The sequence below is a fragment of the Ramlibacter sp. G4-7 genome, assembly GCF_057784995.1.
Genome location: NZ_JBYNTT010000015.1, coordinates 107,506 through 120,815 on the forward strand (window position 1 = coordinate 107,506; position 13,310 = coordinate 120,815).

General features: G+C 69.4%; 13 protein-coding genes. 5 read left to right on the top strand and 8 right to left on the bottom strand.

From position 1 onward, the window contains the following. Positions 1–56: 56 nt before the first annotated feature. A complete protein-coding gene (iaaH, locus tag AC3EGR_RS19805) occupies positions 57–1,580 on the top strand; it encodes an indoleacetamide hydrolase (RefSeq protein ID WP_488548237.1) in 1,524 nt (507 codons plus the stop codon). 358 nt (positions 1,581–1,938) lie between these two features. Here the strand turns inward: iaaH and AC3EGR_RS19810 are convergent, their stop codons facing one another. Continuing rightward, positions 1,939–3,027, bottom strand: a complete 1,089-nt coding sequence (locus tag AC3EGR_RS19810; RefSeq protein ID WP_488548238.1) for an alpha/beta fold hydrolase — start codon at positions 3,025–3,027, stop codon at positions 1,939–1,941. Between the two features lie 125 nt (positions 3,028–3,152). Here AC3EGR_RS19810 and AC3EGR_RS19815 point away from each other — a divergent pair, with 125 nt between their 5' ends. Both AC3EGR_RS19815 and AC3EGR_RS19820 read left to right on the top strand, forming a co-directional pair. Continuing rightward, positions 3,153–4,142, top strand: a complete 990-nt coding sequence (locus AC3EGR_RS19815) for a hypothetical protein (protein WP_488548239.1) — start codon at positions 3,153–3,155, stop codon at positions 4,140–4,142. A gap of 64 nt (positions 4,143–4,206) precedes the next feature. Beyond that, positions 4,207–5,064 carry an MBL fold metallo-hydrolase gene (locus AC3EGR_RS19820; RefSeq protein ID WP_488548240.1) on the top strand — a complete coding sequence of 286 codons (858 nt, stop codon included), beginning with the start codon at positions 4,207–4,209 and terminating at the stop codon, positions 5,062–5,064. Between the two features lie 79 nt (positions 5,065–5,143). Here AC3EGR_RS19820 and AC3EGR_RS19825 read toward each other — a convergent pair whose 3' ends face one another. Together AC3EGR_RS19825 and AC3EGR_RS19830 are read right to left on the bottom strand one after the other, a co-directional pair. Further along, positions 5,144–6,472, bottom strand: a complete 1,329-nt coding sequence (locus tag AC3EGR_RS19825; RefSeq protein ID WP_488548241.1) for a TAXI family TRAP transporter solute-binding subunit — start codon at positions 6,470–6,472, stop codon at positions 5,144–5,146. A gap of 104 nt (positions 6,473–6,576) precedes the next feature. Continuing rightward, the gene (locus AC3EGR_RS19830; protein WP_488548242.1) at positions 6,577–7,740 is read right to left on the bottom strand and encodes a citrate synthase; all 1,164 of its coding nucleotides are present in this window, start codon (positions 7,738–7,740) and stop codon (positions 6,577–6,579) included. A gap of 76 nt (positions 7,741–7,816) precedes the next feature. Here AC3EGR_RS19830 and AC3EGR_RS19835 point away from each other — a divergent pair, with 76 nt between their 5' ends. Together AC3EGR_RS19835 and AC3EGR_RS19840 are read left to right on the top strand one after the other, a co-directional pair. Continuing rightward, the gene (locus AC3EGR_RS19835) at positions 7,817–8,770 is read left to right on the top strand and encodes a 2-hydroxyacid dehydrogenase (protein ID WP_488548243.1); all 954 of its coding nucleotides are present in this window, start codon (positions 7,817–7,819) and stop codon (positions 8,768–8,770) included. 138 nt (positions 8,771–8,908) lie between these two features. Then, on the top strand, positions 8,909–9,883 hold the full coding sequence (locus AC3EGR_RS19840; RefSeq protein WP_488548244.1) for a Bug family tripartite tricarboxylate transporter substrate binding protein: 975 nt from the start codon (positions 8,909–8,911) through the stop codon (positions 9,881–9,883). 24 nt (positions 9,884–9,907) lie between these two features. On the opposite strand, the gene AC3EGR_RS19845 is transcribed toward AC3EGR_RS19840, so the two are convergent. The 5 genes from AC3EGR_RS19845 to arfB form a co-directional block, all read right to left on the bottom strand. After that, positions 9,908–10,579: an aromatic-ring-hydroxylating dioxygenase subunit beta gene (locus tag AC3EGR_RS19845; RefSeq protein WP_488548245.1), complete on the bottom strand. Its 672-nt coding sequence runs from the start codon at positions 10,577–10,579 to the stop codon at positions 9,908–9,910. Positions 10,580–10,589: 10 nt separating this feature from the next. Next, positions 10,590–11,879 carry an aromatic ring-hydroxylating oxygenase subunit alpha gene (locus tag AC3EGR_RS19850; protein ID WP_488548246.1) on the bottom strand — a complete coding sequence of 430 codons (1,290 nt, stop codon included), beginning with the start codon at positions 11,877–11,879 and terminating at the stop codon, positions 10,590–10,592. 109 nt (positions 11,880–11,988) lie between these two features. Next, complete coding sequence (locus AC3EGR_RS19855; protein ID WP_488548247.1) at positions 11,989–12,339, bottom strand: DOPA 4,5-dioxygenase family protein; 351 nt, start codon at positions 12,337–12,339, stop codon at positions 11,989–11,991. An 11-nt stretch (positions 12,340–12,350) separates the two neighbouring features. Further along, on the bottom strand, positions 12,351–12,755 hold the full coding sequence (locus AC3EGR_RS19860) for a hypothetical protein (protein WP_488548248.1): 405 nt from the start codon (positions 12,753–12,755) through the stop codon (positions 12,351–12,353). 44 nt (positions 12,756–12,799) lie between these two features. After that, entirely contained in the window at positions 12,800–13,195 is a 396-nt protein-coding gene (gene arfB / locus AC3EGR_RS19865; RefSeq protein WP_488548249.1) for an alternative ribosome rescue aminoacyl-tRNA hydrolase ArfB, read from the bottom strand. Between the last annotated feature and the right edge of the window lie 115 nt (positions 13,196–13,310).

Genomic DNA, 13,310 nt, shown 5'->3' on the forward strand with positions numbered 1-13,310 from the left:
TTGACCCGACCCACCGCCGCCCGCATGATGCCTCGCTACCGCATCAGGGAGGCCCCATGTCCCACACCCTCCTCGCCCTGCCAGCTGCCGTTGCGGCGCTGCTGTTGTCCGGCTGCGGCGTGGTGCCGCAAGCGCCGGCGCCGTCGGTACCGCCGGTTCTCGAGCAGCTGACGGCCAGCGAAGCCGCAGGCGCCGTCTGCAGCGGCCGCACCAGCAGCGAGGCGCTGGTACGCGCTTCGCTCGAACGCGCCCGCACCCGCACCAACCTGAACGCGTTCGTGACGCTGGACGAGACCGGTGCCCTGGCGGCGGCCCGGCAAGCCGACGCGAGGCGCGCTTCGGGCGCGCCCTGCCTGCCGCTGCAGGGCGTGCCGATCGTGGTGAAGGACAACATCCAGGCCGCAGGCCTGCCGTCCACCGGCGGCACCCCGGCGCTGCGCGGCTTCATGCCGGGCGAGGACGCGCCGGTGCTGCGGCGCCTGCGCGATGCGGGTGCGGTGGTGCTCGGAAAAACCAACCTCCACGAGCTGGCCTTCGGCATCTCCGGCTACAACCCGGCCTACAACACGGGGCCCGAACCCGGCGTGCGCAATGCCTACGACCCCACGCGCATGGCGGGCGGGTCGTCCTCCGGCACCGCAGCGGCCGTTGGAGCGCGCATCGCCCTGGCCGGACTCGGCACCGACACGGGCGGCTCGGTACGCATTCCCTGCGCCCTCAACGGTTGCGCCTCGCTTCGGCCCACCGTCGGCCGCTATCCCGCCGCGGGCATCCTGCCGATATCGCATACGCGCGATACCGCCGGCCCGATGGCCGTGGCGATGGCGGACGTCGAACTGATGGACCGTGTGATCGCAGGCGGCACAAGCGTGCGCGCAGCGGACTTGCGTTCCGTGCGGCTTGGGGTGGCGCAGCCCTTCCTCGCGAACCTGGATGCGGACACGCGTGCAGCTTTCGACGCCGCGCTGGCGAAGCTGCGCGCCTCAGGCGTCGCCATCGTGGACGTGCAGATGCCGAACCTCGCCGGATTGAACGCGAGCGTCGGCTTTCCGCTGGCGCTCTACGAGGCCTTCGACGACGTCTCCGCCTACCTCGCCGGCTCCCGCACGGGGATCACCATCCAGCAGCTCGCCGGACAGATCGCGAGCCCCGACGTGAAGGCCACCTACGAAGGCCTGGTGATCCCGCGCAAGCTGCCCGGTCCCAACAACACGGTCGTGGATGCGGAACCGGTTTACCGCGCGGCCCTGCAGACGCACCGCCCTGCCCTTGCCAAGCTGTACGCCGACACGTTCGCGGCGAACCGGCTGGATGCGCTGGTCTTTCCGACCGTGCCACACATCGCTCCCGCCGCGAATCCGCAGGCGAGCAGCCTCGAGAACTTCCTGCTGTTCATCCAGAACACGGACCCGGGGAGCAATGCAGGGATCCCCGGCCTGCAGATTCCGATGGGACTCGGCGCGACGAGCCGCTTGCCCGTCGGCCTGGAACTCGATGGCCCTGCCGGCAGCGACCGTCGACTGGTCTCCATCGGCATGGCGATGGAGTCCGTGTTCGGACGGGTGCCGGCCGGACGCTGAGTCGTGAGGTCGCACGGCCTGTCATGACCTCGACCCGAGGCACCGCCGCGGCGGCTCGCTTTCAGTAGTAGGGAACGAAACGGCGCGGGCGCTCCGCACGGCGGCACTGCGCTTGCCAGCAGCGCACCAGCCAGCGGGCCAGGCGCCCTGCAACACGCCCGCGGCTGTCTTGCGGCTGGGACGCCCCGGGGAAGAAGAACGCGGCTGGGATCTTTTGCAACATGGTGGACTGCTCCCGATGCGTGGTGGCGATGCAGTCCATTGAACCGGGCCGGGCGCGCGGCCGCAGGAGGCAGATGTCCCGCCTGGGCTGGAATGCGCCGCTGTTGGCCGGGACCCGTGTCCCGATGCGCGCCGCCTAGCGCGGCAGCGGTGTGCGGCCGAAACCTGCTTCGCGGGCGCGAACGATCGCCTGCGCCCGCGTCGGCGTGTCCAGCTTGTCGAACACCGCGGACACCTTGTTGCGGACGGTCTTCTCGCTCACGCCAAGATGGGCCGCGATCTGCAGGTTGTCGAGCCCGTGCGCAAGCAGTTCCACCACTTCGCGTTCGCGCAAGGTCAGGGTCGGGAAAGCACCCGGGCCGCTGCCTCGTGGCTCTTCTTGCCCCAGGAAGGCCCGGATCGCGTCGAAGCAATGCGCGAAAGCCGGTTCATGCGCCAACAGCACGTGGTTGCGGCTGTCCAGGGGCACGAAGCGGGCGCCGGGGATCAGCCCGGCGATCAAGCGCCCCTCCTCGAAGGGGACGCGGGCGTCGCCCCGGGCATGCAGCACCAGCGTCGGACAGCGCACCTTGCAAGCCAGGTCCGTGGCATCGATCTGCCCAAACGCGGCGAACACCCGGGCGGCGTGCTCCGGACTGGTGGACAGGCGCTCCAGTTCATTGAACCATCGGACCTGTTCCTGCGTGCCCTCGGGAATGAACAGAGAGGTGTAGACCTGCCGGAACGCAGGATTGTCGCGGCCCCAGCCAAGCTCGACGAGCTCGAGCATCATGCGGGCTTCCTTGACCTGCTCCGGGCTGGGATTGCGGCGCATCACGCCGCGCGCATAACCCCCCAGGATCACGAGGCTGGAAACCCGCTCCGGGTGACGAGCCGCATACGCGATCGACACCGCGCAGCCCTGTGAACAACCGAACAGGGCAAAGCGATCGAGACCGGCCGCGTCGGCGACTGCTTCGAGATCGGCCACCCAGGCCTCCAGCGAGAGTTCCGACTCGGTCCGGTCGGAGAGGCCGCAGCCGCGGCCGTCGTAGCGCACCAGCCTGTGCGCGCGGCTGAGTTCGCCCAGCCACGGCGCCCAGACCGGGCTGTCAAGGTCGAACTCCAGGTGCGTGAGGAAGTGCGCCGCGCGAAGCAGCGGAGGCCCTTCCCCCATCGTGGCGTACGCGAGGCGCAGACCCGCCGCAGTCGTGCAAAAGCGGATCGCCTGGGTCAAGCGCGGCATGCCCCATGATGCCAGCATCGCGCGCGCGCGACACATCCCGCGGCATGCGCCATCCCTGTGGCGAGCCGAGGGCCGCGCGCCCATGGCAGTCGTGTATAAAAGCCGGGCACTCGCCGAGGATGTCCATGAAGCAGTCCGCCGCCGAACGCCCGGATCCCACCACCCAACGCAAGGCCGCCATCGCCCGTGGTGCCGCCCTGGAGCACACCGGCAAGGTGCGGGTCGAGCCGATCCCGAACTTCGACCTCGATCGCACCATCTTCAAGACCCTCGAGGGCAAGGCCGCCCGCTTCGTGATGACCACCCGGGTGGGCAAGGAGGCCCGCTGGGACGCCGCCGCCACCCGGGAAGTGCAGGCCGAATACGCGGCGGCGCGGGCCGCGCACCCGCTGCCTGCCGTGAGCCCGGCGCTGATGGAATTTCTGGTGAACGAGTGCGACTTCGACGTGGAGCACGCCGACGGCTCGTTCCTGGACCACCTGTACTTCTGCTTCGAATACAGCGTGCAGCACTACCCCCAGCAGTCCCCCCTGGTGATGCTGCTGCACTCGATCCTCGGAACCGGCACCAACACCTTTGCGATGACAGCCGACAAGATACCGGCACTGCGCGCGTTGATGACGCCGGCGGAATGGACGCAGGCCGAGGCCTTTCCCTCCGTGCTGCGGCTTCTCTACGCAGGCCCGCTGCGCCGGGAGCTCCGGGAAAACGCGCATCGCGCCGATGCCATCGCCTCGATCACCTTTCACCGGGTGATCGACAACGCCCCGATCACGATCAGCGGCGACGATCTCTGGATCGCCCTGAATTACCAGCTCATCCACCTGGTGGACTTCCTGCCGGTCGCGAACTGGTCGGCGCACCGCAACGACACCTCGTACATCCTGTTCCGCGATCTGTATGACCTGCTGGAACGGGCCGGCAGGCGGGAAGCGAACGTGAGCTACTCGCCCAGCCCACACCTTCGCAAGCCGGAGGGCGAGCCCCAGGGCCTGGGGGCCTGGCTGATCACGAAGATTCCGGTGAGCGTCAGCGAACGGATGGCGGCCAAATCCGTTGCCCGCTTCTCGCAGCGGATCGGCCACTCCCTCGACTATCGGATTTCCTGGGCCTGATCCTTCGTCCGGCCAGAAACGGTACCCTTGGCGTCGGGCTTTCTCCGGCGACGGGCCTACGGCCATGAAGCGCATCCGCAATCCTGATTCGGTGCCGGGCGACTGGTACATCGACACGGCCTGCATCGACTGCGGTGCGGCATGCCAGGTCGCGCCCGGCCTGATCGTGGAGCGCAACGGCAAGAGCGTCTTCGCACGGCAACCCGGGACGCCGCAGGAGCGGCTTGCGGCCTGGCGCGCCGTGCTGGTTTGCCCGACCGCTTCCGTACGCACGGAAGAGAAACTGCCCCGCCCTGGCGGCGTAATCTTTCCGGAGCCGATCACGGAGCGTGTGTGGCGGTGCGGATTCAACGCCCGGTCCTCCTTCGGCGCGCACTCCTACTTCGTCGCGCATCCGGGCGGCAACCTTCTGGTCGACTCCCCGCGGTTCGCCGGCGAACTGGTCGCGTGGCTCGAGCGGGCCGGCGGCATCGGCCACATCCTCCTGTCCCACCAGGACGACGTTGCCGACGCCGACAAGTTCGCCGCGCATTTCGGCGCACGTGTCTGGATCCACCAGCAGGATCGGCATGCCGCTCCCTATGCCACCGACCTGATCGAAGGCGAATCCGCGCAGACCATCGTGCCGGGCGTGCTCGCGATCCCGCTGCCCGGTCACACGCGTGGCAGCGTGGGCTTCCTGCTGGAGGATGGCGTGCTGCTCACGGGGGACTCGCTCGCCTGGAGCATGCGCACGCAGGATCTCGTCGCGTTCCGCGACGCATGCTGGTATTCCTGGACCGCCCTTGCCGACTCCCTCGCGCGGCTGGCGGCCTATCGGTTCGAGTGGGTGCTGCCCGGCCACGGCTGGCCCGCTCATCGCGAGGCGGCCGACATGCAGTCCCGGCTCGGCGCGCTGGTGGCCAGCATGCGGGCGGGCTGAGCCCGGTGTCCCGGCCGGACGCCTGAGGAAATCGCGGCGAGCGTCCTCCGCATCCGGCTGGGGTGCGGAGAAGGCATGTCTAGGTGCGGGTGCCGCGCGCAATCTGCTCCCGCACGTAGTCGACGTGCTGGCGCAAGGTGTACACGCGGTCCGCCAGCTCCAGCGGGAACCTCGTGTGTGCGATGTCGTGCTCGATGCGATCGAGCTGCTCGCTCGCCGCGCGCCGGTCTGCCTCGTTCAGCGAGCGCGACGTCAGCTGCTGCTCGAGGTACCTGAGCTCGCCGTAGCGGCGGAAAAGCCGCGACTCGCGCCGCCATGCCAGGAGCTGCGGCAGCAGCCGCGCGACCGGAAACAGGATCGCCGCGAGCGGCACCAGGACCAGCAACAGCCGCTGCACGTAGTTGGCCATCCAGAACGGCAGGTAGCTCTGCAGGAACGGCGGCCCGCTCCGGAAGTAGCGCTCCGCCGTGTCGGAGAGCGCGAAGTCGGTGACGCGCGGATTCGGGAAATCGCCCGGCCGCTCGAACAGGCCGGCCGGCTGGTGCACCCGCTGCGCCGCTTCCAGCAGGAGGTACGCCAGTGCCGGATGGAGGTCTTCGCGCACGACGAGGTTGGCATTGGTCGCGAGCAGCGTGATGTCACGCGCCGGCAGGTCGCGCGCCGGGTCCACCGAACCGCGCTTGAGGCTCACCGTTTGCAGGTACCCGAAGCGGCGCGCCAGCCCCTCCACCTGGGCGAGCGACGCCAGCTTGATCGCGGGATCGGCCAGCAGCCGCTGCACGGCCGGGGCCGCGGGCGCGGCAACGATGAAGGCGGCGTCGATCTCGTGGCGCTGCAGCTTCTCGGCGGCCGCCATGCCGCCGTCGGCCGTGAGGACCGTCCCGTCGCGCGCGATCCACGTGCCGTCGCTCGCGCCCAGGCCCACGCCGTAGGCCTGCAACAGGTCCACCGCCAGCTTGAGGTTGCCGCTGCCGGGCGACCCGGCCGCGATGCGCTTGCCGGCGAGTGCCCGCAGGCCCTGCGTCACGTCGATGGTGTGCGTGAAGATCCACACCGGCTCGAACGCCACGTTCGCCAGCGCGCGCAAGGGCACCTCTCCTTGCGCCGTCTCGGCCCCCTGCGTGGCGATGCCGCCCTGCACGAAAGCCACCGACACTGCGTCGTTTCGCAGCCGATCGAAGTTCTCGATGCTTCCGGCGCTGGTTCGCAGTACGAGCTGCACGCCGTTGGCTGCCAGCAGGCGCTGGTAGCGCAGGCCCGCGAGGTGATAGGCGCCATCCAAGGCGCCGGTGCTCATCACCAGCGAGCGCGGCGGCAGCGGGCTCATGCGGCCCACGACCAGGAACAGGACCAGGGCCAGTGCGACGGCGGCACCCAGAATCCAGCGCCAGGCGGGGCGGCTGTGCAATAGCGCGCTCTTCACCGGCGCTGGCAGGTGCGACTTCACGCGCCCGATTTTCAGCGTGACGGGGCTCCCGGGGACATTGGACCTAGGTGTGACGCCGCGGAGTTCTAGGGGCGGCCACCCGCAGCCGCCTCCGGCATCGGTCCTATGTAGCGGCCGCGCGGCCGGATCACTTGCGCGACGCCCAGCTGCTCGAGGCTGTGCGCCAGCAGGCCGACGCTGCGCGCGGTCGCGAACAAGCCGAAGGCCGCATCGGCACGCAGACGCAGGTGCGCCACCAGCGCGGCCAGGGCGACGTCGACGTTGGGTTGGAGGCCGGTGAGGTCCGTCACCTTGCCGATGAAGCGCGTGATCGCCTCCGGCGGCTCGAACAAGGCCAGCAGGGCTGCGGCGCGCGGGTCCCCATCAGGATAGAGATGGTGGCCGAAGCCCGGCAGCGGCACGCCGGTGGAGAGGTAGTGCGCCACCACCTGGTCCTCGCCCAGCCGCTCCACCTCGTTGAACAGCGCCTGCACGCGGCGGGACGCATCGCCGTGCAAGGGCCCGGACAAGGTCGTCAACCCCGCGACCAGGCAGGCCGGCAACGAGGCGCCGGTCGACGCGGCGATGCGCGCGGCGAAGGCGGAACTCGTCAACTCATGGTCCACCAGCAAAACCATGGCCGTTCGCAGCAGCTCGGCCACGGCCGCAGGCTGTCTCCAGCCCTTGGCGAAGCGCAGGTGCAGCGGCTGGCGCCCGGGCTGCGCACCGAAGGCGTTGGCCAGTTGCCCCACGAGGGCCTGTCCTTCGCCATGCAGCACGCGGGTCAGGCGGCCCACCGTCGAATGCCCGGAGGCCGCGAGGCCCGCCAGGGTGGTGAAGGCCGCCAGCCGCCCGGGCGCGGCCGGGCGGGCGGATGCAGGCGTCGAAAAGTCTACGGCCTGCGCGGCGTCCCACATCAGCCGGGCCACCTCTTCCACCGTGGCGGTCCGCGCGAGATTCACGGCATCGTGCCCGCGGTAGTACGGACGGCCGCGAAAGAACGCGCACAGCGCCGTGGGGATGGTCGGTTCCGAGCCGAACAGCGCATTGGCGGCCAGGGTCTCGTGCTTGCGGCCGGCCTGCTTGCGCCGGGCCAGCCCGGCGACGTCTTCGGCGCGGTAGAGGCTGCGGCGCGTGTCGGCCGGGTCGGTGCTGACTTCCAGCTTGCCGCGGCTCGCGTAGGCGTACACGGTCTGCGGCCGCACGCCCAGGCGCCGGCACGCTTCGTCCATCGGGATCCAGGAGGCCATGGTGGGAAGCTGATTTTTATGTTGACACTGTAGATCAAGATTGACCATGCGATCAATCAAATTCAGGACACGTCCCATGAAACCCCAGGTCCTGCAGCTCAATCCGATCCTCGTGCCCGAGATCAACGAGACGCTCGCGTCGCTCTACACCGTGCACAAGTACTTCGAGGCCAGCGACCCCGAGGCCTTGCTGCGCGAGCACGCCGCCTCGATCGTGGGTGTGATCACCGGCGGGCATACCGGCATCTCGCTCGCCATGCTCGAGCGCTTGCCCGCGCTGCGGGTGGTGGCCGTCAACGGCGTGGGCACCGACGCGGTGGACCTCGCCTACTGCCGCAGCCGCGGCCTGCCGGTGACCGCCACCCTGGGGGCGCTGACCGAGGACGTGGCCGACCTGGCCATCGGCCTGCTGATCGCGGCCTGCCGCAACCTGTGCGCCGGCGACCGCTTCGTGCGCGAGGGGCAATGGGAGCTGCGCCCCCAGCCCAGCGCCATCCCGCTGGCACGCCGGTTCAGCGGCATGCGCGTGGGCATCGTCGGCATGGGCCGCGTGGGCCGGGCCGTGGCAACGCGCGCCGCCGCGTTCGGCTGCACGATCAGCTACACCGACCTGCGGGCCATGGACGATGTCGCGCACCGGTTCGTGCCCGAGCTGCTGGAACTCGCACGCGGCGCCGACGCGCTGGTGCTGTGCGCGGCGGCCGACCAGGCCGAAGGCATCATCGATGCCGCCGTGCTCGACGCCTTGGGCCCGCGCGGCTTCCTGGTCAACGTGGCCCGCGGCCGCCTGGTCAACGAAGCCGACCTGGCGCAGGCCGTGGCCGCCGGTCACATCGCCGGCGCCGGCCTCGACGTGTTCGTCGACGAGCCGCGTGTGCCACCGGCACTGCGCCGCTCCGAGCGCGTGACGCTGCAGGCGCATCGCGCCAGCGCCACCTGGGAGACCCGCGCCGCCATGGGCCGGATGGTGCTGGACAGCCTGGCCCAGGCCCTGGCCGGCGCGCGTCCGGCCATGAGCCTGACCACCTGAGAAGGGTTTGGCCGTGAACACCGGCAAGCCGTCCCGCATCGCATTGGTCACCGGCAGGACGGTCATGGCCAGCCGCATGCCTTTCGCCGGGCGCGGCTGAGCCCGCCCCGCATCCCCATCCCCCAGCAGGAGACAAGCGTGCAACTCACTTCCGTTTTCCAGGCCGTGGCCCTCTCGGCCACGCTCGCCGTGGTGCCTTCCCTCGCGAATGCACAGGCTTACCCGACGCGTCCGATCAAGGTCATCGTGCCGGCGCCGCCCGGTGGTGCCATCGACCTCATTGCCCGCGTGGTCGGCGACAAGCTCGCCACCTCGATGGGGCAGCCGGTCGTCATCGACAACCGGCCCGGCGCCTCCAACAACCTGGGCACCGACGTGCTCGCCAAGTCGGCGCCCGACGGCTACACCATCGGCATCGTGGGCGGCAGCCACAACACCAACAAGTTCCTGTTCAAGAACCTGGGCTGGGACCCGGAGAAAAGCTTCGAGCCCATCGTCTACACCCACGTGGTGCCGCTGGTGTTCGCCATCTACCCGCAGATCCCGGCCAGGACGCTGCCCGAGTTCGTGGCATGGCTGAAAGCACATCCCGACAAGGCGCAGGTCGCGACCTCGGGCCGTGGCAGCGCGCAGGAGATGGCCGCGGAAATGTTTCGACTGGCCAGCGGCGCGCAGATGCAGCTGATTCCGTACAAGGGTTCTTCCGCCGCGCATCCCGACCTGCTCGCGGGCCGCACCGCCCTGTACATCGACACCATCAGCGCCATCCAGTCGCAGGTGAAGGGCGGCAACGCCCGCGCCATCGCGGTCTCGACCCTGAAGCGCACCTCCGCCTTGCCCGACGTGCCCACGGCCGATGAACAGGGCCTCAAGGGCTACGACGCCAACACCAACGGCGGCTTCCTGGCCCCCGCGGGGACGCCGAAGGCGATCGTCGCCAGGCTCAACGCCGAGATCAATGCTGCCCTGAAGCTGCCGGACGTGCGCGCCAAGCTGGAGGCCGCCGGCATCGAGATCCAGGGTGGCTCGCCGCAGGACTACGCCGCGGTGATCAAGTCCGACCTCGCCAAGTGGGGCAAGGTCATCAAGGAGGCGGGCATCCCCATGGAGTGAGGCGCACTGCCGGCGCGCCCATGTTCAAACCCAGATCTGCAGGACGTAGTCGAAGGGGGCCTGGCCGTTGAACAGGTCCACCCGCTGCAGGCGGATGCGCAATGCGCCGCCGCCGTCGCGCACCAGGGTGTGCCGGTAGCTGCCGCCGAAATGGCGGATCTCGTCGCGGCGCAACTCCATCATGTGGAAGCGGGAGCGCACCACGATCGCGTTCGCGTCGGACGACTCCAGCGCGACGTGGCTCACGAGGTGGTTGGTCGCCCACTGCGGCGCCTGCGACCAGGCGTTCGGATGCGTGACGCGGCCCTTGCGGATCTCCATCATCAGCTTGTCCTCGGCGAAGATCGAGGGCGAGCCTTCCCAGTCCTGCTGCTCCGGCGCGACCGGCATCCAGTACACGCCGGCATCGTCGAAGCAGTCGATCCACGCCTGCCAGTGCTTGCCATCGAGCAGTTCGGCCTGGCGGTAGAGGAACTGCTCCACCTCGCGCTGCAGGTCCGCGGCGGCGGACAACCCGGGCCGCGGCAGCGTTTCGATGGCACGCGGCGCACCGGCGCGCGGTGCGATCGGGGAGTCGTCGGGCGCGATCGCCTGCGCGCCGCTGGCCGGCGCGTCGCCGCCTGCGATGACCACCTCCTGCGCCAGCAGGTGCTCGAAGTCGGGTCCGGCGTTGGGAATCAAGCGGCGTTCGTTCATCGCATCCCCCTCATTGCGCCATGTACTGCGTCCAGGCACGGAACTGGTTGCGCATGACCGCCTCGGACGTGCCGTGGTTCGAGTAGACGACGCCGTTCTCCTCCCGGTCGTCGCCGAACCAGCGGTGGAAGCTCACCCAGTCCAGGCCCTTGGCCTGCAGGCCCCACTGCGCCTTGGTCCAGTTCTCCAGGTCGTCCGCGTTGATCATGGTGGCGGGCGAGTTGACCAGGTTGAAGTACCAGAGGCTGCGGCGGTAGATCGCTTCCGGCGCGCCCTTCAGGCGGAAGTGCCAGATCTCCGACAGCGTCCGGTCGGCCGAGATCGGCCGCATGCAGCGCAACTGCTGCAGCGGGCTCTGCACGGACAGGTAGGGATACACCAGCACGTGGTGGATGCTGCGCGAGAGGTACTCCTCCATCTTCTCCCTGCCGTAGGCCTGCTCCAGCAGCGCCTCGTGGGCCTCGGTGTCGGGGTCCTGCGGGCGCAGCCCCATGTAGGCCTTCAGGATGCCGTGGCCACGCGGGAAGTTGATGGTCTGCACGTTGTCCCACTGCTCGAAGTTCGACGCGAACGCCGACAGGTAGTGGTAGTACAGGGGTGCGGCGCCGCGCTCTTCCTTCAGGCGCCTTTCCACGCGCCGGGCCGCGATGCCGGTGGACTGGTGCGTGACGGAGGGGTGCAGCGCATCGAGCTGGTTCTCCATGAAGAACTTCCAGTTCGACTGCTGGATCACGCGGTGGCAATAGGGCACGACCTCCACCTCGCCCTCGGGGGAGCGGTCGCACATGTCGTCGAAGGCGATCCTCGCCTCGCCCAGGAACTCCAGCAACGACGGACCTTCCGGCGCGAGGCTCGCGAACACGAAGCCGCGGTAGCTGTCGACGCGCGCCGCGCGCTTCATCGAGCAGTCCGGGTTGTCGCGCGTCATGCGCGTGTTCTCGTAGCCCTGCGCCAGCGGGATGGCGCGCACCGAACCGTCGAGGTGGAAGCTCCAGGCGTGGTAGGAGCAGACGAAGGCGCTGCCGGTGTTGCCGCACCGGTTGCCGATCACCTGCACGCCGCGATGGGGGCAGCGGTTGTAGACCACCTGGATGCTGCCGTCCTGCTGGCGCACCATCAGCATCGGTTGCCGGCCGATGGTCACGGCCCAATAGTCGCCCGGCGCCTTCACCTGCGACTCGTGCCCGCAGTAGACCCAGATCCGCTCGAAGATCTTCTCCATCTCCGCATCGAAGATCGCGCCGTCGGTGTACACCGTGCGGTGCACGCGATCCGGCTCGACGAGGTGGTCGACTTTCATCGCGGAAACCTCCACAGGGGCGAATGCGCAGGCTGCGCTCGCGGATGTCGCGCCAACAACCGGACAAACCCTGAACGGGCGTCCGCGGCGCGGCGCGCGCCCTTGCAGGTCAGGTTTGCTGGAACTGCCGCAGGTCCAGCGGCCAGTCGTTGCCGAGCCAGTAGGCGTAGTCGGTGTGGTCCTTGAGCGCGTCTCCGCTCAGGCCGTGCACGAAGACGTCGAGGCTGCCGCGATGCGCGTCCAGCCAGGGCACGATGCGCTCGAACTCCGACGCCGAAAAGGCGAGCTGGCAACTCCAGCGCGGATGCGGCCCCACCAGCTTCTCGTGCACGCGTCCCACCGCCACCTTGAACAGACGGCCTGCCTCTTCGCACAAACTCCGCGCCTGCTCGACGGTGCCCGCGTCGAAGTAGACGTGGGCGTGGTACGCGGGATGGATGTTGACGGGGCGGCGCGGCATCGCGGCAGGCGTCAGCCGCGCACCGCCAGCAGCCGGACCATGGCGGCCACGTGCTCGTCGCCCAGGGTCTGCGGCTTCACCTCGTCCTCGGCGGCTGTCTCGTTCTCGTGGTTCTGGACCGCGGCGCGCATTTCTTCCTCGCTGCGCCAGACCATGATGGCCTGCTTGGGGCACATGTGACGCAGCGTGTGGTACCAGTAGTAGCCATCGGCGCCGCCGAACAGCTTGTCGATGCCGGTGAGGTCGTTGGACTTGATCCGGTGGTTCTGCAGAATCTCGTCCAGCAGTTGGTGGGAGAGGATGATTTGGATGGGAATGTCTCCGCGCGGCTGCTCTCGGGCAGGAATTGTACGAGCATGCGCACCGCCGGCGCGGGGACGGTCCGGACGGTGCCATCGCTTGCAGGTTGCCGGCACGACGCGTCGCGGTCGAGCTCGCGCAGCGCCGGACCTGGTGGCCCTCAGTCCTCCACCCGGCCGCGCCCCGCCTTGATCTCGGAGCGGATCGCCTTGCCCTTGAGCCGCCGCTGCCTGGAACCATAGGTCGGCTTCGTGGCCTTGCGCGGCACCTGCACCTGGGACGCCTCGTCCACCAGGGCCTCCAGCCGCTCCATGGCCAGTGCCTTGTTCTGTTCCTGGCTGCGCGCGGATTGCGCCTTCAGCACGAGGATGCCTTCCTTGCTCACGCGCCGCCCGGGCAGGGCCAGCAGCTTTTCCTTGACCGCCGGCGGCAGCGAGGAAGCGGCGATGTCGAAGCGCAGGTGCACCGCGCTTGAAACCTTGTTGACGTTCTGCCCGCCGGGGCCTTGCGCGCGCATGGCGGTGAATTCGACTTCCTCTTCGCGCACGCGGCTCACTGGACTACCCTCCTGACATTCGTCTGCGTAGGCGTGCCGCTGCGCAGGGTTGTCCACGGCGACGGGCGTCGCTGGCGACGAACGCTCGCCGCGGGGGGCAACCCGTGTTCAGCGC